Annotated in this window: 19 protein-coding genes; 9 read left to right on the top strand and 10 right to left on the bottom strand. The window is 39.6% G+C overall.

Going from position 1 to position 21,796, the window contains the following annotated elements; all coding sequences use genetic code 11:
* Positions 1-78: 78 nt before the first annotated feature.
* Positions 79-1,491 (bottom strand): NADP-dependent phosphogluconate dehydrogenase, encoded by a 1,413-nt coding sequence (gndA, locus tag ACFOU2_RS23635; RefSeq protein ID WP_377918787.1) that lies wholly within the window; start codon positions 1,489-1,491, stop codon positions 79-81.
* Between the two features lie 543 nt (positions 1,492-2,034).
* Here gndA and ACFOU2_RS23630 point away from each other — a divergent pair.
* Complete coding sequence (locus ACFOU2_RS23630; RefSeq protein WP_377918786.1) at positions 2,035-2,361, top strand: general stress protein; 327 nt, start codon at positions 2,035-2,037, stop codon at positions 2,359-2,361.
* 229 nt (positions 2,362-2,590) lie between these two features.
* Here the strand turns inward: ACFOU2_RS23630 and alaP are convergent, their stop codons facing one another.
* On the bottom strand, positions 2,591-3,991 hold the full coding sequence (gene alaP / locus ACFOU2_RS23625) for an alanine permease AlaP (protein WP_377918785.1): 1,401 nt from the start codon (positions 3,989-3,991) through the stop codon (positions 2,591-2,593).
* Positions 3,992-4,477: 486 nt separating this feature from the next.
* Between alaP and ACFOU2_RS23620 the strand changes: the two genes are divergently transcribed.
* From ACFOU2_RS23620 to alr, 3 genes are all read left to right on the top strand, one after another.
* Positions 4,478-5,710 (top strand): PucR family transcriptional regulator, encoded by a 1,233-nt coding sequence (locus ACFOU2_RS23620; RefSeq protein ID WP_377918784.1) that lies wholly within the window; start codon positions 4,478-4,480, stop codon positions 5,708-5,710.
* Positions 5,711-5,846: 136 nt separating this feature from the next.
* Positions 5,847-6,980, top strand: a complete 1,134-nt coding sequence (ald, locus tag ACFOU2_RS23615) for an alanine dehydrogenase (protein WP_377918783.1) — start codon at positions 5,847-5,849, stop codon at positions 6,978-6,980.
* A gap of 86 nt (positions 6,981-7,066) precedes the next feature.
* The gene (gene alr / locus ACFOU2_RS23610; protein ID WP_377918782.1) at positions 7,067-8,248 is read left to right on the top strand and encodes an alanine racemase; all 1,182 of its coding nucleotides are present in this window, start codon (positions 7,067-7,069) and stop codon (positions 8,246-8,248) included.
* A 148-nt stretch (positions 8,249-8,396) separates the two neighbouring features.
* Here alr and hisC read toward each other — a convergent pair whose 3' ends face one another.
* Entirely contained in the window at positions 8,397-9,500 is a 1,104-nt protein-coding gene (gene hisC, locus ACFOU2_RS23605; RefSeq protein WP_377918781.1) for a histidinol-phosphate transaminase, read from the bottom strand.
* Positions 9,501-10,087: 587 nt separating this feature from the next.
* Between hisC and pdxK the strand changes: the two genes are divergently transcribed.
* Complete coding sequence (gene pdxK, locus ACFOU2_RS23600) at positions 10,088-10,927, top strand: pyridoxine/pyridoxal/pyridoxamine kinase (protein ID WP_377918780.1); 840 nt, start codon at positions 10,088-10,090, stop codon at positions 10,925-10,927.
* A 196-nt stretch (positions 10,928-11,123) separates the two neighbouring features.
* On the opposite strand, the gene ACFOU2_RS23595 is transcribed toward pdxK, so the two are convergent.
* The 5 genes from ACFOU2_RS23595 to ACFOU2_RS23575 form a co-directional block, all read right to left on the bottom strand.
* Positions 11,124-11,990 (bottom strand): Cof-type HAD-IIB family hydrolase, encoded by an 867-nt coding sequence (locus ACFOU2_RS23595; protein WP_377918779.1) that lies wholly within the window; start codon positions 11,988-11,990, stop codon positions 11,124-11,126.
* A gap of 161 nt (positions 11,991-12,151) precedes the next feature.
* On the bottom strand, positions 12,152-12,358 hold the full coding sequence (locus ACFOU2_RS23590) for a hypothetical protein (RefSeq protein ID WP_377918778.1): 207 nt from the start codon (positions 12,356-12,358) through the stop codon (positions 12,152-12,154).
* 60 nt (positions 12,359-12,418) lie between these two features.
* Complete coding sequence (locus ACFOU2_RS23585) at positions 12,419-12,757, bottom strand: carbohydrate ABC transporter permease (protein WP_377918777.1); 339 nt, start codon at positions 12,755-12,757, stop codon at positions 12,419-12,421.
* Between the two features lie 129 nt (positions 12,758-12,886).
* A complete protein-coding gene (locus tag ACFOU2_RS23580; protein WP_377918776.1) occupies positions 12,887-14,209 on the bottom strand; it encodes a sensor histidine kinase in 1,323 nt (440 codons plus the stop codon).
* Between the two features lie 519 nt (positions 14,210-14,728).
* On the bottom strand, positions 14,729-15,199 hold the full coding sequence (locus tag ACFOU2_RS23575) for a MarR family winged helix-turn-helix transcriptional regulator (protein ID WP_377918775.1): 471 nt from the start codon (positions 15,197-15,199) through the stop codon (positions 14,729-14,731).
* A 241-nt stretch (positions 15,200-15,440) separates the two neighbouring features.
* Between ACFOU2_RS23575 and ACFOU2_RS23570 the strand changes: the two genes are divergently transcribed.
* The 4 genes from ACFOU2_RS23570 to ACFOU2_RS23555 all read left to right on the top strand — a co-directional run bounded on the left by ACFOU2_RS23570 (position 15,441) and on the right by ACFOU2_RS23555 (position 18,816).
* Positions 15,441-16,076, top strand: coding sequence for an HlyD family secretion protein (locus ACFOU2_RS23570; RefSeq protein WP_377918774.1), 636 nt, complete (start codon positions 15,441-15,443; stop codon positions 16,074-16,076).
* Between the two features lie 89 nt (positions 16,077-16,165).
* Positions 16,166-17,791 (top strand): DHA2 family efflux MFS transporter permease subunit, encoded by a 1,626-nt coding sequence (locus ACFOU2_RS23565; protein ID WP_377918773.1) that lies wholly within the window; start codon positions 16,166-16,168, stop codon positions 17,789-17,791.
* A gap of 32 nt (positions 17,792-17,823) precedes the next feature.
* Complete coding sequence (locus ACFOU2_RS23560) at positions 17,824-18,354, top strand: NAD(P)H-dependent oxidoreductase (protein WP_377918772.1); 531 nt, start codon at positions 17,824-17,826, stop codon at positions 18,352-18,354.
* A 30-nt stretch (positions 18,355-18,384) separates the two neighbouring features.
* A complete protein-coding gene (locus tag ACFOU2_RS23555) occupies positions 18,385-18,816 on the top strand; it encodes a hypothetical protein (protein ID WP_377918771.1) in 432 nt (143 codons plus the stop codon).
* A 233-nt stretch (positions 18,817-19,049) separates the two neighbouring features.
* On the opposite strand, the gene ACFOU2_RS23550 is transcribed toward ACFOU2_RS23555, so the two are convergent.
* A complete protein-coding gene (locus ACFOU2_RS23550) occupies positions 19,050-19,823 on the bottom strand; it encodes an SDR family oxidoreductase (RefSeq protein WP_377918770.1) in 774 nt (257 codons plus the stop codon).
* 296 nt (positions 19,824-20,119) lie between these two features.
* Positions 20,120-21,553 carry a S8 family serine peptidase gene (locus tag ACFOU2_RS23545; protein WP_377919165.1) on the bottom strand — a complete coding sequence of 478 codons (1,434 nt, stop codon included), beginning with the start codon at positions 21,551-21,553 and terminating at the stop codon, positions 20,120-20,122.
* Positions 21,554-21,796 lie beyond the last annotated feature (243 nt).

Genomic DNA, 21,796 nt, shown 5'->3' with positions numbered 1-21,796 from the left:
TGTACGATTTATTTGAAAACAAACCATTTGCTTAAATAATGAAAAAGAGGACTTTCTGTGAGAAAGTCCTCTTTTTCATTATTTAAGCCATTCTGTATGGAAGATACCTTCTTTATCTACACGCTGATACGTGTGAGCACCGAAGTAATCACGTTGAGCTTGTAGAAGATTTGCTGGTAATGTTTCTGTGCGGTAGCTGTCATAATAAGCTAAGGCACTAGAGAAAGACGGTACCGGAATGCCACGCTCAATCGCTATAGCAAGCACTTGGCGCAGTGCTGATTGATAATTTTCAACAATATCTTTAAAGTATGGATCTAATAACAAGTTCGCCAACCCTGCATCACGGTCGTATGCTTCTTTAATTTTTTGTAAGAATTGAGCACGGATGATGCAACCGCCGCGGAAAATCATAGCAATATCACCGTAGCGAAGGTTCCAATCGTATTCCTCAGATGCTGCACGCATTTGAGCAAATCCCTGGGCATACGAACAAATCTTACTCATATATAAAGCTTTGCGTACCGCTTCAATCAATTCTTCTTTATTGCCTTCAAAAGCTTTTATTTCAGGGCCAGTTAACAGCTTGCTTGCTTTCACACGCTCTTCTTTCATCGCTGAAATAAAACGGGCAAATACAGATTCCGTAATAATTGGCAATGGAACACCCAAATCTAAAGCGCTTTGGCTTGTCCATTTACCTGTTCCTTTTTGACCTGCTGTATCTAGAATCACATCTACAAGCGGTTTGCCTGTTTCTTCATCAACCTTCGTGAAAATATCAGCTGTGATTTCAATAAGGTAACTGTCCAATTCACCTTTATTCCATTCTGCAAATACTTCGTGAAGCTCCCCGGCACTTAAACCAAGTACGTGTTTCATAATAAAATAAGCTTCTGAAATTAATTGCATGTCCCCATATTCAATACCATTATGGACCATTTTCACATAGTGACCTGCACCGTTAGGACCAATGTATGTGCAGCAAGGTTCATCATTTACTTTAGCAGAAATGGCTTTTAAAATCGGCTCTACAAGTTCATATGCTTCTTTTTGGCCTCCAGGCATAATCGAAGGACCTTTTAATGCGCCTTCTTCTCCTCCTGAGACCCCTGTACCAATGAAGTGAATACCTGCCTCTTCCAGCTCTTTATTGCGTCTGATCGTATCTTGGAAGAACGTATTACCCCCATCAATTAAAATATCGCCTTTTTCCAAGTGTGGCTTGAGAGACTCAATTGTAGCATCTGTCGGAGCACCCGCTTTAACCATCAGTAAAATCTTGCGCGGTTTTTCCAGGGAGTTCACGAACTCTTCGATACTGTATGTACCTACAAAATTTTTACCTTCTGCTTCATTTTTTAAAAACTCTTCCGTCTTATCAGAAGAACGGTTGTACACAGATACAGAATATCCTCTGCTTTCAATATTCAGCGCCAGGTTTTTACCCATAACGGCTAAACCAATGACACCAATTTGTTGTTTTGCCATGATCAAATCGTCCCTTCTTTATTTGGTCCCGCTTTAATGGCGGTAGGAGCCTTGACTATCCAAGAAAGATAACCGCCTCTGAGAGCCTGATTAGGTCTACTAATCAGCAAGGCAATCATCCTTCCCTGATGGAGGTTTCACTTGATGGTGCAGGCTCATCTGTTTGAAAATACCATATTAAATCAGAGCATTCAAGTTAGATGCTGGTCATTTTCACGGGATCAAGAAGATCTCGTGAAAATGAAAGCGCTCGAAAATTGGAACACCTTTTGAAACTTAAATATTTAGCAAAGTGAGTTAAATAATACTTTTCCACTCCCCTCCATTCTTCATCTTTCCACCTTTTTTCGCCAATAAAAAAGAACACTTCTTCAAAAAGTAGTTCATCTTACTATTTATTAATTGTTTTAAAAAAGAGGTTTCATCCCCTTCTTTACAGGCTATATATAAAATAAGAATACAAGTTGTAGCTACAACCTCACTTGATTGTGTCTGTATTAAACAAAAAACTAATACGAGAAAAAAATCCAGGAGGTTATAAACATGTTAAACGTAAAAGTAGTAGAAAATGGAGTACAAGCAAAAGAGGTTATCGAGGATTTTGTACGTCAAGGTTTTACACATGATGATATTTACTTATTTGCCCATGACAAAGACCGTTCGACTGACTTAACAGATGCACTGGATGCAAATAATGTCGGTATGGCTGAACAAGGTTTCTTTGATAAGTTATCAAATGTCTTTCGTTCTCGAGGGGACGAGCTTCGTTCTAAAATGCAATCGGTAGGTTTATCTGAACCTGAGGCTGAAAAATATGAAGTGGAACTAGACCGCGGTCGTGTATTGATTGTGGCAACAAAAGCAGCATAATGAAAAAAAGGAGGCTCATAACGCGCCTCCTTTTTACGTACGAAAATTTATGTTTTCCCTTTAAGGTACGAGTTTTCGATTATCCTTATGATGTCAGTCCATCGGATAACTGCCAACCATTGATATGAAAAACAATCATTCCAAAAAATGGGACATAAAAAACCTCTCAGAACGAGTTAGATTTCCCTAATTGGCCCTAACAACGCTTCTAAGAGGTTCCTTTCCTCAATCAACTCACTTGTTTAGCAGCTGCATTTTGCTCTTTATTTTTTTTATTGAATCCTTTGCCATAATAAAGTGCTACTAGAATCACTAACCAAAGCGGTCCAACGAATAAAGCAATTCGTGTATCTGGGAAGTACGCCATTAAACCGGCTACCCCGATTAAGAACGCTAATGACAAATAAGACGTAAAAGGATATAAAGGCATTTTATATTTTAAGCCTTGTTTTTGCTCAGGGCTTAAGCTTTTGCGATAGCGAATTTGTGATAATAAGATCATGCACCATGTCCAAATTGCACCGAAAGTTGAAATACTTGTTACCCACGTAAATACTTTAGCAGGGACTATATAGTTCAAGACTACTCCAATTAATAGAGCTCCTGCAGTCGCTAAAACCGCAAAACTAGGTACACCGTTTTTGTTTAATTTACTGTATGTTTTTGGCGCTTCCCCATGTTCTGCCAAGTTATATAACATACGCGCTGTACTGAAGATACCGCCGTTACAAGAAGAAAGGGCAGCTGTTAACACAACGAAATTAATAATTCCTGCCGCTGCAGGGATTCCAATTTTATCGAATGTTAGTACAAACGGACTTCCTTTTGTGCCAATTTCTGTCCAAGGATAGATAGACATAATCACGAATAAGGCACCCACGTAGAAAATGAGAATTCGCCAGAACACAGTATCAATGGCTTTTGATAATGTTTTTTCAGGATTTTTCACTTCCCCGGCTGTGATACCAATCATCTCAATACCTAAGAAAGCAAACATAACCATTTGTAAGGACATTAATACTCCGGTAATACCGTTTGGAAGAAGACCTCCGTGCTCCCAAAGGTTGCTGATGCCTGTCGCAATTCCACCATTACCGATACCGAATGCGATCATGCCGATACCTGTAACAATCATAAAGATAATCGTAACAATTTTAATAAGGGCAAACCAAAACTCTAATTCTCCATATGCTTTTACGGCAAGGAAGTTAACAGCTGTCATAATCACTAATGCCGCTAACGCCCAAATCCAACGCGGAACATCAGGGAACCAGAATTCCATGTAAATTCCTACCGCTGTAATTTCAGCCATACAAGTAACAACCCATAAAAACCAATAATTCCATCCTGTTATATAACCTGCAAGCGGTCCCAAATAGTCACGAGCATATTGGCTAAAAGACCCTGCTACAGGCTTTTGAATCGCCATCTCACCAAGCGCTCTCATGATAAAGAACATGATCATACCGCTAAATGCATACGCTAACAAAATACCAGGACCCGCTAATTTAATGGCAGATGCCGAACCAAGAAATAACCCAACCCCAATCGCCGCTCCTAAAGACATAAGCGTAATATGCCTTTGTTCTAAGCCGCGCTGCAACTGTTTACCTGAAGAATTGTTTTGCATCATCTCTTCCCCCAATCATTAACCTATAATTACTAAAAGCTTTAATCCCCCATGCTTTATAGGCTTTTCATTATAACTACTGATGTTTATAATGGTGTAATCATACTGTTAAAATTACAGATATCTCTTGTTACCTCTTCTCCTTCAATCATAAATAAATGGATAATGGCAATTGACTACTTATTGAATAAAGGAGAAAAATTAAAAAATCCCCATGAAATTTTTTTGCTTGCTTATGGTTTTTAGAATGTGGCCAGTTCCACCTCCATTGCATCCGTAATGTTAACGCTTTCATTTAATAAAAGCAATCTTTGAAGCTTTTACGGTATAATTTTAACATTTTTGTGAATGAACTTTTATTGTTGAAATACTAAAAAATTACGTTATAATTTTGTTGATTTACACAAATCCTCAAACCGTAACGTTAATTAGATTATCAAAAAAACAATAATAAATCAAATATATTTAGATAAAGAGGGATTTTATATGGCATATATAAAAAATGATCCTTTTAGGGGGAACTTTGATAGTTTAGAGGAATTCGCTGATGTTGTGAGTGAGGTTCTTCATTGCCCTATTACAATAGAAGATGCAAATCACCGCCTAATTGCTTACAGCACTCATGATGAAAGAACGGACCCAGCGAGAGTGTCTACTATCATCGGCCGCCGTGTTCCCGAAAAGGTCATTAATAACCTTTGGAAGGAAGGCGTGATCCCCGCTCTCTTAAAAAGCCGTGAACCTGTCCGTGTCAAAACGATGGATGATATTGGTTTAGGTGACCGTGTAGCGGTTTCTATATGGAAGAATGAAGAAGTATTAGGCTTTATCTGGGCTTTAGAAGTGGATAAGTCCTTGAACGAGCAAGATTTGGTTTTATTAAAGCAAGCAGCCGAGGCAGCAAAAAATAAACTTTTACAGCTTCAAGCCCGAAAAAATAAAAAAGAAGAACGATTTCAGGAATTCTTTTGGAAGCTGCTCACAGGTCACATCCAATCAAATGAAGAAACCATGGAGAATTTTCGGTTACTGAAAATTACGCCTCCTTCTTCATTTGCCGTCGCCGTCCTTCAGTTTGAGGAAGATATAACAAATGAAGAAGAAAAACAAATTTCATACCTTTTACAAACAAATCAGCGTTTGAAGACTGCCCTTTATACAATTGATCATCATCAATTTATTTTGTTGGTTTCTCTCCATCAGATAGACCAGCCTTTAAATAAATTGAATGATTTTGTTCAGACATTTGTTCATAAAATGGAAGAACGATTTGCAGTAAAATCGATCAAACCAGCATTCAGCAGTGTCTACAGTGACTATCAAAAAGTAGAGAAAGCATATCGTGAAGCACTGACCGTTTTATCCATGAAGGAAAAATTCCCTTCTGAAGTAAATGAAATTCATGGTTATCAAAATCTTGGCATTTACCAGTTCATTGATGTCCTTTTGGAGAAACGCACAAATGATGGATACGAAAATCATGCCTTAAAGAAACTTCACGAATACGATGATAAACATAACAGTGATCTCGTAGAAACGCTTGAAGCCTTTTTAAATAAAGATAACAACGTCAATGAAGCAGCAAAAACCTTGAATGTCCATACTAATACATTGAATTACAGACTAAAACGGATTAGTGAAATCGGGGAGATCAATCTGAAAGATCCAAATCAAAAAATGACGCTCTACATTGACCTCAAGCTGGAGAAGTTCAAGTAATTGTGAACGTTTTGTGAAAAACAACAAAAACTCGTGAAATCTTTCTCCTTTATCAACAAAGAAAAAATGATGAAAACGTTTTATACTGAAGCCACAAGGTAATACAAAGCAAGTTGTTAAGGGAGGAAATCACGATATGATTATCGGTGTACCTAAAGAAATTAAGAATAATGAAAATCGCGTTGCTCTTACTCCAGCGGGGGTAGTTTCATTCTTAAACGCTGGTCATAAAGTTTTAGTAGAAAAAGATGCCGGAATTGGAAGCGGTTTCACAAATGAGGATTACGCTAATGCCGGCGCTGAAATCCTTGAAAGCGCTGCAGACGTTTGGACTCAATCTGAAATGGTTATGAAAGTTAAAGAACCTCTTGAAAGTGAATACAACTATTTCCGTCCAGGATTAATCTTATTCACTTACTTACACTTAGCTGCTGAGCCGGCTTTAGCTCAAGCTCTTAAAGATAAAGGCGTTATCGCAATCGCATACGAAACTGTGGCGGTCAATCGCACTCTTCCGCTTCTTACTCCAATGAGTGAAGTCGCCGGTCGCATGGCTGCACAAATCGGTGCACAATTCCTGCAAAAAACAAACGGTGGTCAAGGTATCCTTCTTGCAGGCGTACCTGGTGTAAACCGCGGTAAAGTAACCATCATCGGTGGCGGTATTGTAGGAACAAACGCTGCGAAAATGGCAATCGGCTTAGGCGCTGATGTAACAATCATCGACTTAAGTGCTGACCGTTTACGTCAGTTAGATGACATCTTCGGTAACCAAATCAAAACATTGATGTCAAACCCATTCAATATCGCAGAAGCGGTGAAAGAAGCAGACCTTTTAATCGGTGCGGTACTAATTCCTGGTGCAAAAGCTCCTAAGCTTGTAACAGAAGAAATGGTAAAAACAATGAAACCTGGCTCTGTTATCGTAGACGTTGCGATCGACCAAGGCGGTATCGTTGAAACAAGCGATCATGTAACAACTCATGATAACCCAACATTCGAAAAACATGGTGTTCTTCACTACTCTGTTGCGAACATGCCTGGTGCAGTTCCAAGAACATCTACAATCGCTTTAACAAACGTAACAGTTCCTTACGCTTTACAAATCGCGAACAAAGGGGTACTTAAAGCGATTTCTGAAAATGAAGCACTAAAACTGGGTGTAAACGTCGCAAACGGCCAAATCACATATGAGGCAGTTGCAAGAGATCTTGGCTATGATTATGTAACAGTTGAAAAAGCTTTTGAAAAAGAATTAGTTGCAAACTAATAATTATTGTTCGACCACACAATATGCCTCCCCTCAAGACTCTCTCTTGAGGGGTTTTTCATACATGCATTCAGGGGGATGGTTTTATGATTCATCAAAGTTACCGGGACACATGGGCGGAAGTTTCGCTAGAGGCGGTTAAACATAATGTCCAGCAGTTTAGAAACTATGTAAAAGATTCAACGAAACTAATGGCTGTAGTAAAGGCAGACGGATACGGCCACGGCGCTGTGGAAATTGCTCGAACAGCGGTAGAATCAGGAGCAGACTACTTGGCGGTCGCCTTATTAGATGAAGCACTGGAACTACGGAAAGCGGGCATCTCTCACCCTATACTTGTTTTAGGGTACACACCTGTCCGCTCCGTAAAGAAAGCGATTACAGAAAACATTGCCTTAACCGTTTTCTCTCAAGATGTGTTAAATGAGATCATTCATCAAACAACACACATGAGAAAAGTTGCTTCTATTCATTTGAAGATTGACAGCGGCATGTCAAGAATTGGTGTAACATCTAATGAGGAAGCGCTGGTACTTGCCCAAAAGGCCATTAACTCTCCTTTTTTATATCTAGAAGGAATCTTTACGCATTTTGCTAACGCTGACAGCGAAGATCCTTCTTATACACGCAAACAATTTGCAACATTCATGTCGGTTGTAGAGTACATTGAAGAAAACAACATTCATATCCCAATTAGACACTGCTGTAACAGTGCAGCGACTATGAACTTTCCGGATATGCATTTAGATATGGTACGCGTGGGTATCGCTCTTTACGGGTTATATCCTGATGCCTCTTTAAAAGGACATGCTATTCAGCTTCAGCAAGCGATGAGCTTAAAAACGAAAATTGCTGCATTAAAAACCGTACCTGCATCTCAACCGATCAGCTATGGCTGCACCTTTGCTCCTTCACAGGATAGTATCATTGCTACACTGCCAATCGGATATGCAGATGGGATTTCACGCCTTCTCTCCAACCGTGCAAAGGTTCTAACACGCAGTGAAACTGCTCCGGTGACAGGACGCGTATGTATGGATCAGATGATGATTGATGTTACACATATTCCAAACAGTACAGCAGGAGACGAAGTAGTCATCTTCGGGTATAATAAAACGTCCTTCCAATCCGTTGATGACATCGCATCCCTCATGGGAACCATCAATTATGAGGTTGTTTGTTTAATCGGAAGAAGAGTGCCCCGTGTTTACATCAAGGAGCAGCTATCAAAATTACCTTTACCCCAAAAAGAACAATTCATACTTTAGAGTGTGATCGTAAAGATAAAACGATCAACGTTTCAAATAAAAAGAGGGCAAGGCATGACCTTTCCCTCTTTTTATCCCGCATTAACGGGCAGCAAGACCCCCACTGATGGAACATATAACCATTCCCTATCGCCATGTCCCTTTTTCTCTATAAAATCTCATTTAACGCCTGAATAAAAGCTTTTACTTCTTCTTCTGCCCCGACTGATACACGCAATGAGGCAGGCAGGCCATAGCCCTTTAATATCCGGACAATTACACCTTTTTTAGCTAACTCCTGAAAAAGATGATCACTATCAATCTTTGTATCTACATAAACGAAGTTGCCGTTTGTTTTTACGTATTCAAACCCAAGCTGTTCAAATGTTTCATAAAGGAGTTGTTTTCCTTTTTCATTGAGTTGCTTAGAAACCTGTACATGTTCCTGATCATTCAAACTTGCTAGAGCCCCTGCCTGTGCAATGGCGTTCACATTGAAAGGCGGGCGTACATGATGAATAGCTTCAACTAAAGTTTCATTTCCTATACCATAGCCAATACGAGCAGCAGCGAGAGAATAGATTTTAGAAAACGTTCGAACCACAAGTACATTCTCATGGTTTTTTATATACTTCACTGCTGTTGAAAACTCCGATGAATCAGCATATTCATAATACGCCTCATCAATGATGACAACTACATCCTTCGGGACACGCTTTAAGAATGCCCCCATCTGTTTGTCTGAAATAATGGCACCTGTCGGGTTATTCGGGTTACAAAGGCAAATCATCTTCGTTTCGGTTGTAATGGCTTGGATGATGCCTTCTAAATCGATTTCAAGCTTTCCTGTCATTGGAACTTTAACAGGTACAGCCCCCATCAGGTGAGCGGCTGCTTCATATTGAACGAAGGTCACAGCTGGTATAACGACTTCATCTCCTGGCTCCAAAAATGTTTGAGCGGCTAAGTTGATCATCTCATCTGCTCCGTTGGATAAAAGCACTTGGTCTCTTTGAACGCCTTCACGCTGGGCAATGGCTTCCTGAAGCTTTTCCCCTTTAGAACTTGGATATAAATTCAACGATTGCAGTGCTTCACCCATTGCTTTTAAAGCTTTTGGAGAAGGACCAAGCGGGTTTTCATTAAAAGATAGTTTATAGACTGTCTCCTTTTGCAGCGCTTCTTTCAATTCCTCTATCGGAAGATCAGCCAGCTGGCATATATAAGGCGTTAAATTAGGATATACGTTTCTGACAACTGATTGAATATTCATCCCTTTTTTCCTCATTTCGTTAATGTTTTGATCATTTGATTTCCAATCCCATCTGCTCGGCGAACAGCTTCACTCACCATTGTTTGGTGTGGCCTCAAAAGGCATATTAGCCATATCCTCTAATCGTCACAGACGCATTTTTTCAAGCCCGGGCTTTCTCATATATCGGGCGGGATCGACTGTCACTTTTATTTACCTAACCTTTTTCACTTCGAATAAATATTTATCTATAAATATAAATACCACCCCTAATTATGTCAATATAATTATTGAATATTAAAACAAAACATCTAATAAAAATTTAATAAATCGTATTATAATTAATACATTAAATTTTATTAGCATAGTATTTTTATTCATGATGAGTCGATTGATTCAAAACTAAAAATCGACCTTCCTATGTAAAATCTAATGAATACATGACAATTCAAATAGAAGAAAGAGGTTGTCAATAAAAGAAAGATTCACAATTGGTTTTGCAACCAGTAATATTAAAGTTTGAATATGCCTCCTCTCACCTATAGAATAATATATATTGAATAAAATATCGTTGCTTAAATATAAAGTAGCGGCTAAGGGGGATTTTTATGACTATGTATAAAGCTCTAACAATCGCCGGTTCTGACAGCAGCGGCGGTGCCGGCATTCAAGCTGATTTAAAAACCTTTCAAGAACGCGGCGTTTATGGAATGACAGCTCTTACTACAATTGTGGCAATGGACCCGGATAACGGTTGGTCACATAATGTGTTTCCTATTGACATAAAAACATTACGAGCACAACTTAAAACGATTGTAGAAGGGATAGGGGTACACGCCCTAAAAACCGGAATGCTTGGATCAATTGAAATTATTGAACTAGCCGCTGAGACAATTGATAAGCATGGCCTGAAAAATGTTGTCGTTGACCCAGTAATGGTATGTAAAGGAGAAGATGAGGTACTTCACCCGGAAACAGCTGAAAGTCTTCGTGATGTCCTTGTGCCAAGAGCGACAGTTGTTACACCAAACCTTTTTGAAGCAGGCCAACTGAGCGGCATCGGAGCTATCCGCACAATTGATCAAATGAAAGAGGCCGCTGTCAAAATTCATGAACTTGGTGCTAAATATGTTCTTATTAAAGGCGGCGGCAAGTTACAACATGAAAAAGCTGTAGATGTTCTTTATGATGGAAAAACATTTGACATTTTAGAATCCGATCGAATCGATACATCCTATACTCATGGTGCGGGTTGCACTTATTCTGCAGCTATTACAGCTGAATTGGCAAAAGGAAAGCCGGTAAAAGAAGCCATTTCAACCGCCAAAACATTCATTACAGAAGCAATTCGCCATTCCTTCCCATTAAACCAGTATGTAGGACCAACTAATCATGGTGCATACCGTAACTATATAGAAGGAAATAAAGAATCTGTTTCCATAAAATAAAAAAGAGGATGACTCAAAAGGTATAAAAGGCCATACCTTTTGAGTCATCCCCCTAAAAGGACCCGTCATGAAAATCCAGCAAAATCACAGGATTCCGTGACGGGTCCTTTCAGTAAAGATCAACTTTTATCATTAACTCGAGACTTATGGGACAGCCTCTTCTCTTTTTAGGCCATGGGACTAGACTTTAACATAGTTAGCGGTTTTCGCTCAATATTGCTAAGATGGCTTTGGCTACACCGTTCTCATCGTTCGTAGCCGTGACGGTATGGCATATTTTGTGAATATCCTTAGGAGCATTTCCCATGGCTACAGCTCTTCCTACTCTCTTAAACATAGAAACGTCGTTGTAATTATCTCCGATAGCCATTGTTTCAAACAATGAAATGCCTCTTTGCTCTACAAAGTTTGTTAACGCAATACCTTTTTGGGCATTGTAATGGGTAATTTCAAGGTTCTCTGCCCCGGAAGAACTTACGGCAACCGTTTCAATGTTTTTTAGACGTCCTGTAGCTACCGCTAAACTCTCCTGATCTAACGAAAATGCTAATAACTTATAAATTTCCTTTGCTGGATTCTCAAACAGCGGCTCATAGCTATCGATTAGCTTAACCATCCCTTTATCAAAGCGAGCTTTTGCTCCTTCTATTGCTTTTTCATAGTCTTGACGGGGGTTTGCACTCATGAAAATATCCATGATCGTTGAGATGGCCTTATCATAGTCCCGGGAATACGTACCTTCATCCGTGTATACTTCGTAGTAAATATCCAGTTCATTTAAAGTGTTGGTTAACATATGTATTTCTTTTAACTGAAGAGGAATCGAATATAATTTGTTGCCTTCAACAGAACGCACTTCCGCCCCGTTTACACAAATGATAGGACAGCGAATATGAGCATCTTCAAGTACATATCTCGCTTCTTGATAAGAACGACCTGTTGCAATGACTACCTCTATCCCTTGTGACTGAGCAAGCTTAATAGCCTGAGCATTTTCTTCACTTACAACATGTTTTGAATTTACTAGTGTTCCATCCATATCAATCGCAACACACTTTATCATTCTACACACATCCTGTTATTTTTTTGCTTTATCTTAAGTATAGCATCTTGTATAGACAAGTTTAAACTTTTCCCATCTTTGTTTCCAAAAAAAGGAGAGTGAATTTATTTATATTTTGACAGAAACCGCAAAAGCTATCCGTTAATCTAAGTTATTTGTACTTATAGAAGGATATATGAAGACCCGATTGTACTTGTCACAATATCAAAAAAGATAACAGGGGTAATCATCGGCAGTGTAATATGGATTAATTTTTGGAACGCGTTGGCTCCCTCAAGATCTGCTGTTTCATACAAATGAGGAGAAACACCTTGCAGACTTGCCAGATACAAGAGCATCCCTCCCCCCACACTCCACATTTTCATCAAAATAAGAGCCGGTTTGGTTCATTCGGGATCGAACAACCAGGCGGGTCCTTCTATCCCAAATCATCCCAAAAAAGTATTTACGAGACCCGTAGATGGGTTTAACAGCTGTATCCACAAATAATAAACAGCTACACCCGATAAAACAGCAGGCAAATAAAAAATAGTACGATATATCTTCATTCCTTTTATACGTTGATTCAGCAATACAGCCAGTAAGATAGCACCCAATGTAGTGAGAGGAACAGAGAACAAAACGAAATAAAGAGTGTTCCAAAGCGATGTCCAAAACAAGTCATCTGCTTTGAACATTCTTTTATAGTTTTCTAGCCCGATAAAATTCATTTGGGATGTGATATTATAAAATGAGCATATTAAAGCAATTAACAATCCCTTTTTCATACCCTACCTCCGTTGTTAGTAAATAATTGTTGACCCCAAGAACTTATTACCCTCTCTTTCGACATAAAAAAATCGGTCAAAACAAGAAAAAAGACCCTGATGGGTCTTTTTTCTTGTTCACTATAGTAATCAATTTTTTTCTTCCACTGGAATCCATACTGTAAATGTAGTTCTTCCATGGCTCGATTTCACACTAATCGATCCGCCATACTTCTCCACGGTTTCTTGTACGATTGATAGCCCTTGTCCTCTTACTTTACCCAATGTTTGTGGTTTAGTTGAATAGCCTCTTTGAAAGATTCGCGCTCTCTCCACCTTTGGTATCGTTGGGCCCGAATTCTCTACTTCAAACACGTACTCGCTTTTTGTTCTCTTGCAGGCAACCCTTATCCATCTATCTCCCTCTTCCAAATACACGGCAGCATCCATTGCATTATCAATTAAATTCGATAAAATTTTAATAAGATCTGTAGGTTTCATATATTGGAATGAATCATCGTCTATTTCAAACATCACGGATGTTTTGTTGCTTTGTCCCAGTACCCTTTTGGTTTGGAAAAGAACTAATAAAGCAGGATGATCTACCTTCATATTGGTTATATCAATCACTTTTGCTTCTTTGATAAGTGAATCCATATAGTCCACTGCCATCTCATACTTTTGCAGTTTTAGTAACCCATGCAGTACTTGTATGTGATTCAGATAATCATGCCTTAAGGAACGGACTGAATCGAAAATAGAGTGAATTTCTCCTTGATAGGTGGCTTCTGCATCCCCTATTTCTCTCTTTAACTCTTTTTGATACCACTTTTGCATCATATAGAAGGAGATAAGTACAATGAGAACAAACAGGACACTAAATATAAACGTAACAGCATTATGCTGAAGTACTTTCTCTTCGATTTTCTTTAACACCCCAACCCCTGTATCAACCCCTAAATAACCAACAATCTTTCCCTGTGCATCCTTAATGGGAGCTCCTGCCGATATATATGTCCCGTAATGAGGATCTTCAATCACTGAAGTGAAATAGGTTTTCCCTTTTAAAGCCCTTTGCAATTGAGCGGCAGGAACAGTGCAGGGTTCACCAATGCCATAATCGATATGATCCGGAAAACCTGCAATTAACACTTTTGATTGATTTGGATCATCAATTTGAAGGGTATAAACGTATAAAGCTCCTGTTTTTTTTCGTATATCATTTAAGGCTCGCCGGATTTTCCAGTAATCTTCATTCTTAGTCGGATTAGCCAAAAAACGTTTATACTGTTCCACATTGATGGAAGCGGCCGCTGTTTCTGCTATTTGTACACTTTGAGTCGCGATAGATAGTTCGATGGTCCTTTTTGTACTCCAATATGAAGCAATCACATTCATACCTACGAGAAAAATTAAGATGAGAACCGCTGCTGCGATTATCATTTTTAACCTTTTGCTTCTTTGATTTCGCAAAGCTTTAAAATTCTCCTTTATCAAAAACTTTATCCTGCTTTAACGGGTAGTAGGCCCCTCCCACCGAGCGAGGTTTTACTTTACTGAATCATAAAACAACGGGATAAAAGTGCTATGACCGTTTCACAAAAAATTTGTCGAAAATATGTATATTATATTATCTCACTAGAAGAGATTGTTTGCTAGGTTACTTTAATTATATATTTATTTGTATATGAATCCACGTTGAAAATCCGGTATGGCCAAAAGCAGCCATGTCAGTTTTTCAAGATGTAAGAACGGAAGGGTTCTGGATAAAATAAAACAGAATAACTCATGTTGAAAAATTACGTTGCTTATATAAAAACGATTAAAAGAAAAAACGACAAGGAAGCCCTGTGCCGTTTTGTATAATCTACAACTGATAGATCATTTTTAAGCCTCCTCTACTCAAAGATTGAATGGAGGAGTGTTTTTCCTTTAATTTTGCACCACGCACTTTATCGCTATGTATTTAAAGGGAATTTAGCAGGATAGATTTTAAGAACTTTTTTCGATTTCTTCTTTAATCTCCCCTGCCATTTTTTCTAGCAACCCTAAAAAGTGACTTCTTTCCTCTGCAGACAGTTTAGATAAAATATTCAATAAAAATTTATCTCTCTTCTCCAATTTTTTCTCAATAAACGCTTTCCCGGCGTCTGTTAACCGGAGCCAAACAACGCGTCGATCATCCTTATCTCTTAGACGAATAATCAAGTCCTCTTCTTCCAATTGCTTTAAGATAATCGTCGTTGCCCCAGAAGATAAATCCAACTTTCGGGCTACATCCATCACCATGCAAGTTCCGGCGTTATAAATCATCTTTAACATGTAATATTTCGTAGGCGTGAGCTTATAAGGCGACTCTTCATTGCTTTCTTTTATGAGCTTTTTATTGTATTTAATAAATATTTCCATCACTTCATGCATGATCTCTAACTGTTTTTTTAATTCTCCGTTCAATTCATTCATCCCCTAGACTCCTTCTTTATTTATAACTAGGATAACTAAATTATAATTCCATTTTCCCACAAAAAAATTAATAATAAAACCCTTGTTCAATTAATATCTTTGTGATAAAGTTTCTTTATTGTAAAGTATCTTTATAATAAAGTTAATATCCAACAAACTTCTTTGTTAAAAAATTCCTTCCAGCAAAGTACCTGATGGACGGGAACGAACCATCTTTATACTAAGAAAGGAGAAATATCGAATGAAAGGACGTTTAATTTTATTTAACATCTTTGGAATTTTAGTAGTAGCGGCTTTAGCAATCGGAGGTGTGTACTACTACAACCAAAACGCAAATTACATTAAAACAGAAGATGCACATGTAACGGGAGATATCGCAAAGATCATGTCACCTATTGGCGGCACAGTTGCAAACTGGGCAGAAAAAGAAGGAGATACAGTATCAAAAGATGCAGTAGTCGGAAATGTATCCGATGGTACAAACTCTGTATCCGTGAAGGCACCTATGAATGGAACTATCATTCAAAACGGTGTAAAAGAGGGACAAATGGTACAGCCGGGGCAAACCTTAGTTCAAATTGTGGATATGGACAAATTATACGTAACGGCAAACATTGATGAAACAGATCTTGATGACGTAGAAGTAGGGGCTGATGTGGATGTAACCATTGATGGCGATGCTGACGCAACACTCAAAGGCACAGTAGAAGAAATCGGGCATGCCACAAATTCAGTATTCTCGCTTCTTCCACAGCAAAATACAAGTGGAAACTACACAAAAGTTACACAAAAAATCCCGGTTAAAATCTCTATAAGCGGCTATTCTGAAAAAGTTGTTCCAGGAATGAATGCAGAAGTCAGCATTGATAAAAATTGATGAATCGATTAGATGCTGTTAAAGCCATAGATAGATTGATCGTTGCAAATTAATCAAACGATATCGTTTGAAGAAAGGAGATTTTACGAATGACCTCTCATACAACAGCGTCAAAACAAAATGGGATGTCACAGCATATTCCATTGCTGGTCGTGCTGATGCTGGGCCTATTTTTGGCAATTTTAAACCAAACATTGTTAAATGTTGCCATCCCGCATCTCATGACGGAATTTGGAGTCGATGCTAACACCATCCAATGGTTGTCTACCGGTTATATGCTGGTAAACGGTGTCCTTGTTCCACTATCAGCTTTCTTAATTGAACGGTTTGGAGTCCGTGTTTTGTTTTTAGTCGCAATGCTCAGTTTTACCCTGGGCTCCTTTGTATGCGGGATAGCTCCAAGCTTTTCCGCAATGTTAACAGGACGCTTGATTCAAGCTGTGGGCGGCGGTGTTCTTGCCCCGCTGGTCATGACTATTATTTTAACCATTTTCCCACCGGAAAGCCGGGGGAAAGGGATGGGAATTTTCGGTTTAGCCATGATGTTCGCTCCTGCCGTTGGTCCGACCCTGTCTGGTTGGATTATCGAACACTACGACTGGCGCATCATGTTTAATGGTATGGTTCCCCTCGGATCGATTGTATTCATCATTGCGGTATTTAAACTTCGCAATCTTGTAGAGCCAAGAAAAATTAAAATTGACCTACTCGGTACATTCGCATCCCTTGTTGGATTCTCTACCCTTTTATACGGGGTGAGCGAAGCTGGTTCAAGCGGTTGGACCGATCCGATCGTAATCGTTAATATCATTGTTGGAATTATTTTCATTTCAATATTTATTGTTCAACAATTACGTTCCAAAACCCCTATGCTTGATTTCCGGGTGTTCAAATATGATATGTTTTCTTTATCCACCATTATCAACGTTTTGGTGACGGTTGCGATGTTTACGGGAATGTTTTTACTCCCTATTTACTTGCAAAATCTGCGTGGTTTTACGGCACTTGAATCTGGACTTCTAATGTTGCCAGGGGCTATCGTCATGCTAATCATGTCCCCAATATCAGGCATATTGTTTGATAAAGTGGGACCGCGTCCGTTGGCAGTGATCGGATTATTCATCACAGCGGTAACAACATATGAATTTACACAACTTACAGTGAATACGTCTTATGATCATATCTTAGTTTTGAATATGCTGCGTTTTTTCGGGATGTCCCTGATTTCCATGCCCATTATGACAGCTGGAATTAACCAGCTACCAAGAGAACTCAATAACCATGGAACAGCCATGTCCAATACATTGCGACAAATCAGCGGTTCATTGGGAACCAGCTTTGTTACCACTATTTTCACCAATCGATCTGCAGATCATTACGCTTCCATGGCAAATGGAATGAGAACAAATGACCCTGCTTTCATGAGCTCTTTTGAATCGTTTGCTCACTCTGTGGCACAAACTTTGAATTTGCCGGTGGAACAAGCAAAACAATATGCTGTTTCCCTGTTAGCCGGACAGACCAAATTACAATCGACTATTATGGGAATCAATGATGCCTTTTTCTGGGCGATGGGCTTTGCGATTTCAGGAGTTGTTTTAAGTTTATTCTTGCGGGATGTGCGTAAAGATAAGAAGGTTATCAAAACGAAGGCTTCAAGACAAGAGGACAGCGTTATTTTACTCCCTGGCCCTAAACAGGCACCAGAAGCGTAAGAAGGAGAATTTAACAGGAGGAGAAGAAAAACATGAACATCTATATTGTCTATGATAGTGAAGGCGGCCATACAGAAACTCTTGCCCGCTCCATCGCAGAGGGAGCAAAACAGGTAGAAGGAGCAAATGTTCACATTCGTCATGTTAACGAAGCTGATGTTTATGACCTGCCTGATATGGACGCAATCATTTGGGGATGCCCCGGCCATTTCGGCACCATCAGTTCAGGTTTAAAAGCATGGATTGATAAACTTGGATACCTATGGGCCCAAGGAAAACTAATTGATAAGGTGGGTGCTGTCTTCTGTACAACAGCAACGACACACGGCGGCGTAGAATCCACCATGCTGAACCTTATTACTCCTATGCTGCATCAAGGGATGATGATTGTCGGCCTCCCAGGCAACGTTCCGGAAAATGCGTTCTACGGTTCCTATTACGGGGCGGGTATCACTTGCCCTGTCGAAGGAACAGAGCCGATTTCCGAACATGGTCTGGCTCTTGGAAGAGCTCTAGGAGAACGAGTAGCTCAAGTCACAAAAAGACTCACCCAGGAGCAATAAGAAAGTCCAAAACTAGCCGGAGGTGAAATCATGTTAATTGTTACCTTATGTATTATCATTGCCGTGGCTCTCATATTTGGATTAATTATCGTTAATACTCGTTCCCTCTCTTCTTCAAACAAGCAAAGAACGGAAACAGCGCAGGCCGCTGTAGCAGAACGAAGAGAATATGAAGCAAATGTATCTGCAGCCCCTACAGAGAGTGAAGTCACATCGGAAGTCATCGATGGCACATCAAATATAACCCGTGAAATAACTACTGTACCAACGTCTAAAAAGCCAAAACAAGATTCATCCGATAAAATGGGGGACCAGGGCTACCGACAAGCTCTTCAACAATTTCGGAATCCCTCCCCAACAGAAGATGAAAAAGACAAAAAAGCTGAAGATGCCATTATACGCGATAGCGAATACCGGAGTGCTTTACGCCATATGGGGGATAAACAAGATAACCAAAACTGATCAAGACATGTCATATTATATGATTACATCCCCTTGCAGCAAACGATTTATCCTACATCAACGGGCAGTAAGATCCCCACTTCAAAACTTAGCGTAATCGGAGAAGATTAAGTGGGGGATCACTGCCCTGATTTAGCTGCGGCTCCGCTTTTCTTGTTATCTAGCTGCGGTTCCTAGCTTTATACAGACGAAAAAACAGGCATAATACCTGCCTGCTTTGTTGACATTCACCTTTACTCTTTTACTTTTGATAATACATCTTTTCCGCCTGTTACCTCAATAATACTACCGGTAATAAAATCGGAATTCTCCTCACATAAGAAAGCAATGGTACGGGCGATGTCCTCCCCTGTTCCTATACGAGGCAAAGATGCTTGCCCTTCTGCCCTTTGGCGGACATCCGCTATATCCGCTTCTTTCCATTCTCCTCTAATATCACCGGGACATACCATGTTAACTGTAATGCCATAATCCGCTTCTTCTAACGCAAGAGTCTTGGTCAGTGAGACCAACCCGGTTTTAGCAGCCGCAAACGCGGAACGATACTTCCAGGCCGGCGCCGTTTGGGCCCGGTCAAATCCTATATTGATAATCCGCCCCCACTCTTTTTGACGCATAGCCGGAATGATAAACTTACACAGATAAAATGCGCTGTTCAAATTCCCATTAATCATATAATTCCATTGTTCTACATCGTAGTCCATCATACGCTTTCGTTCAAATACATACGGGCCTGCGTTATTAATTAAAATATCTATATGGCCAAAGTATTCCATACCACGGAAAACCATGGATTCACAATCACTATATTCAGATATATCTCCTTGCAAAACAAGGGTACGGATTTTATACTCCTCCTCCAAAAGGGATGCCAACTCTCTTGCCTTTTCTCCACTACTCCTATAGTTCAGAATAATATTTAATCCCTTTTTGGCGAGCTCAATGGCTGTACGTTTTCCTAGCCCTGTCGCGCTCCCCGTAATAAAAGCCACTTTATTGTCTTTCAACGATTTTCCACCCTTTACCCGCAATTTTGAGGACATTGAGATCACTTTCTTCTACTTATCCTCATTATAGCGACCGAAAGAAAGAGATGAAAGTTTTTAATGGTTCTCCAGTTTCCTTCTGCTTACATGTCTTATATTTATATAGCTAAAACAAAAAAGGCTGAACCATCAGTTTCTAACAATAAATAACTGAAAGACCCCGTCATTAAAGCCCTTAACCTTAGCTTCTCATGAAGGGGGCTGCCGGCGGCGACTTGAAAAGTATGTCCTTATTCCTTTCAAGTCGCCTCTTAGTCTTACTTTTTACTTGTTAAAGCGTTATAAATATTGGCTTCTCCAAACCCAAACAGTGCATCTTGTCCAGGTTTTCCGTAATCTTTGGCTGTTTGTTGGATAAGAGCTTCTACCTGAGAAGGTGTGTATTCTGGATGGGCAGCTTTAATAACCCCTGCAATCCCCGCCACTTTCGGAGATGCCATGGATGTGCCATGAAGCAGAGCATAATTGTGCAAATTAGCTGTAAAATACGGCTCTAAATATGTTGGCCATGTACTTAATGCACGATAGTGGAAATCACGTTTATTTAAATCTCCAGTTTCAGCATATACAGGGCCATTATCACCGCCCGGACCCGCTACATCAATAAAATGATTTCCATAATTGGAATAGAAGGCAATTTTATCAGTCGACCATTTGTTAGAGGAAGAAACCGTAATGACACCTGGAATTTGACCAGGAACTTCGACAGTAGGGCCTCTAAATGTTAAGCCAAGGTCACCGTATTCTTGATTTAAGTAATCCGTTACCATTTTTTTATCGTCTAAATTTAACGATTCGTTCCCGCCTGCTGCCACCACTGTTACATTCTTATTTACGGCATATTGAATGGCACGCTTCCATAAGAGAACATCTGCGATATCACTATACCGATTTCCTTCATAGTAATACTTCAAGATATCAAAACCGCCGATGGACATATTGATCACATCGACCTTATCATCGGCTGATGCGACAATGGCATCCACAATCCAGGCCGTCGGCGCGCCGGCATTTGCAGGAAATACGCGATAAGAACGAATACCGAGGTCTGGCCCTACTCCTTTCACTTTTCCATTTGCCGCAATGGAACCAGCCACATGCGTGCCATGTCCATCACGGTCGATCACGTCTGAAGCCTCTCCTTTTTCTGTTTCATCTACTCCAGCAGGAACAAAGTTTTCTCCTCCTAAATAGTTAGCTTTCAAGTCTGGATGATTCGGATCGATTCCACTGTCAATCACTCCTACCACGGCTTTATGCTTCACGGTCCCATTTGAGTTCTCAGTTCCACCTGTTTCAAGCTTATAAGATTCTCCAGTATTGGTGACATTTTGGATATCCCATTGATACTTCCAGTAACTATTGATATTTTCAGGTTGAGGGATGTCTGTTATGGGTTGTCCGTCTGCCGCAGCTGGATCATTTTCTTTATAGGCAAGATGGTGAGTGACTTCTAAATTTGCCGCTTGAATCGACGAGATTTCTTTTAGATTATCAAGAAAGGATGATTGGCTTGATTTCACTTCCAATCCTCCGATTTCCGGAAGAGCCCGCACTACTGTTCCGCCCGCATTTTTGATTAGTGACTCGTAGTTAGCCGGTATATTTTGTTTAAAAGCAACAAGGTAATTTTTGGACTGGGCTTCTTTTCCTTGCGCTTGTGCACTTGCTGAAAAGTTTCCCCCTACCATTGTACTGAATGCTAACGCTGTTGCAATCGCTGTCATACGTAATTTTCCTTTCACATAAATCCCCCTATTCTAAAAATCCAGATTTAGAAAGGAACATTCGGCCCTATCCCTTTAAAAACCTACAATTATAATTATAATTATAAAAACACATCCAATTGACTTATACAGAATCCAGAAATCAGTTCTATAGACTTATTCATTCAGTTTTTTTACAAATACAAAAAGTAGATTTTCTTTTCATTT

The sequence above is a fragment of the Bacillus songklensis genome (assembly GCF_042649685.1).
Lineage (GTDB): Bacteria > Bacillota > Bacilli > Bacillales > Bacillaceae_H > Bacillus_BA > Bacillus_BA songklensis.
This window is presented reverse-complemented; position numbering and strand designations above follow the sequence as displayed.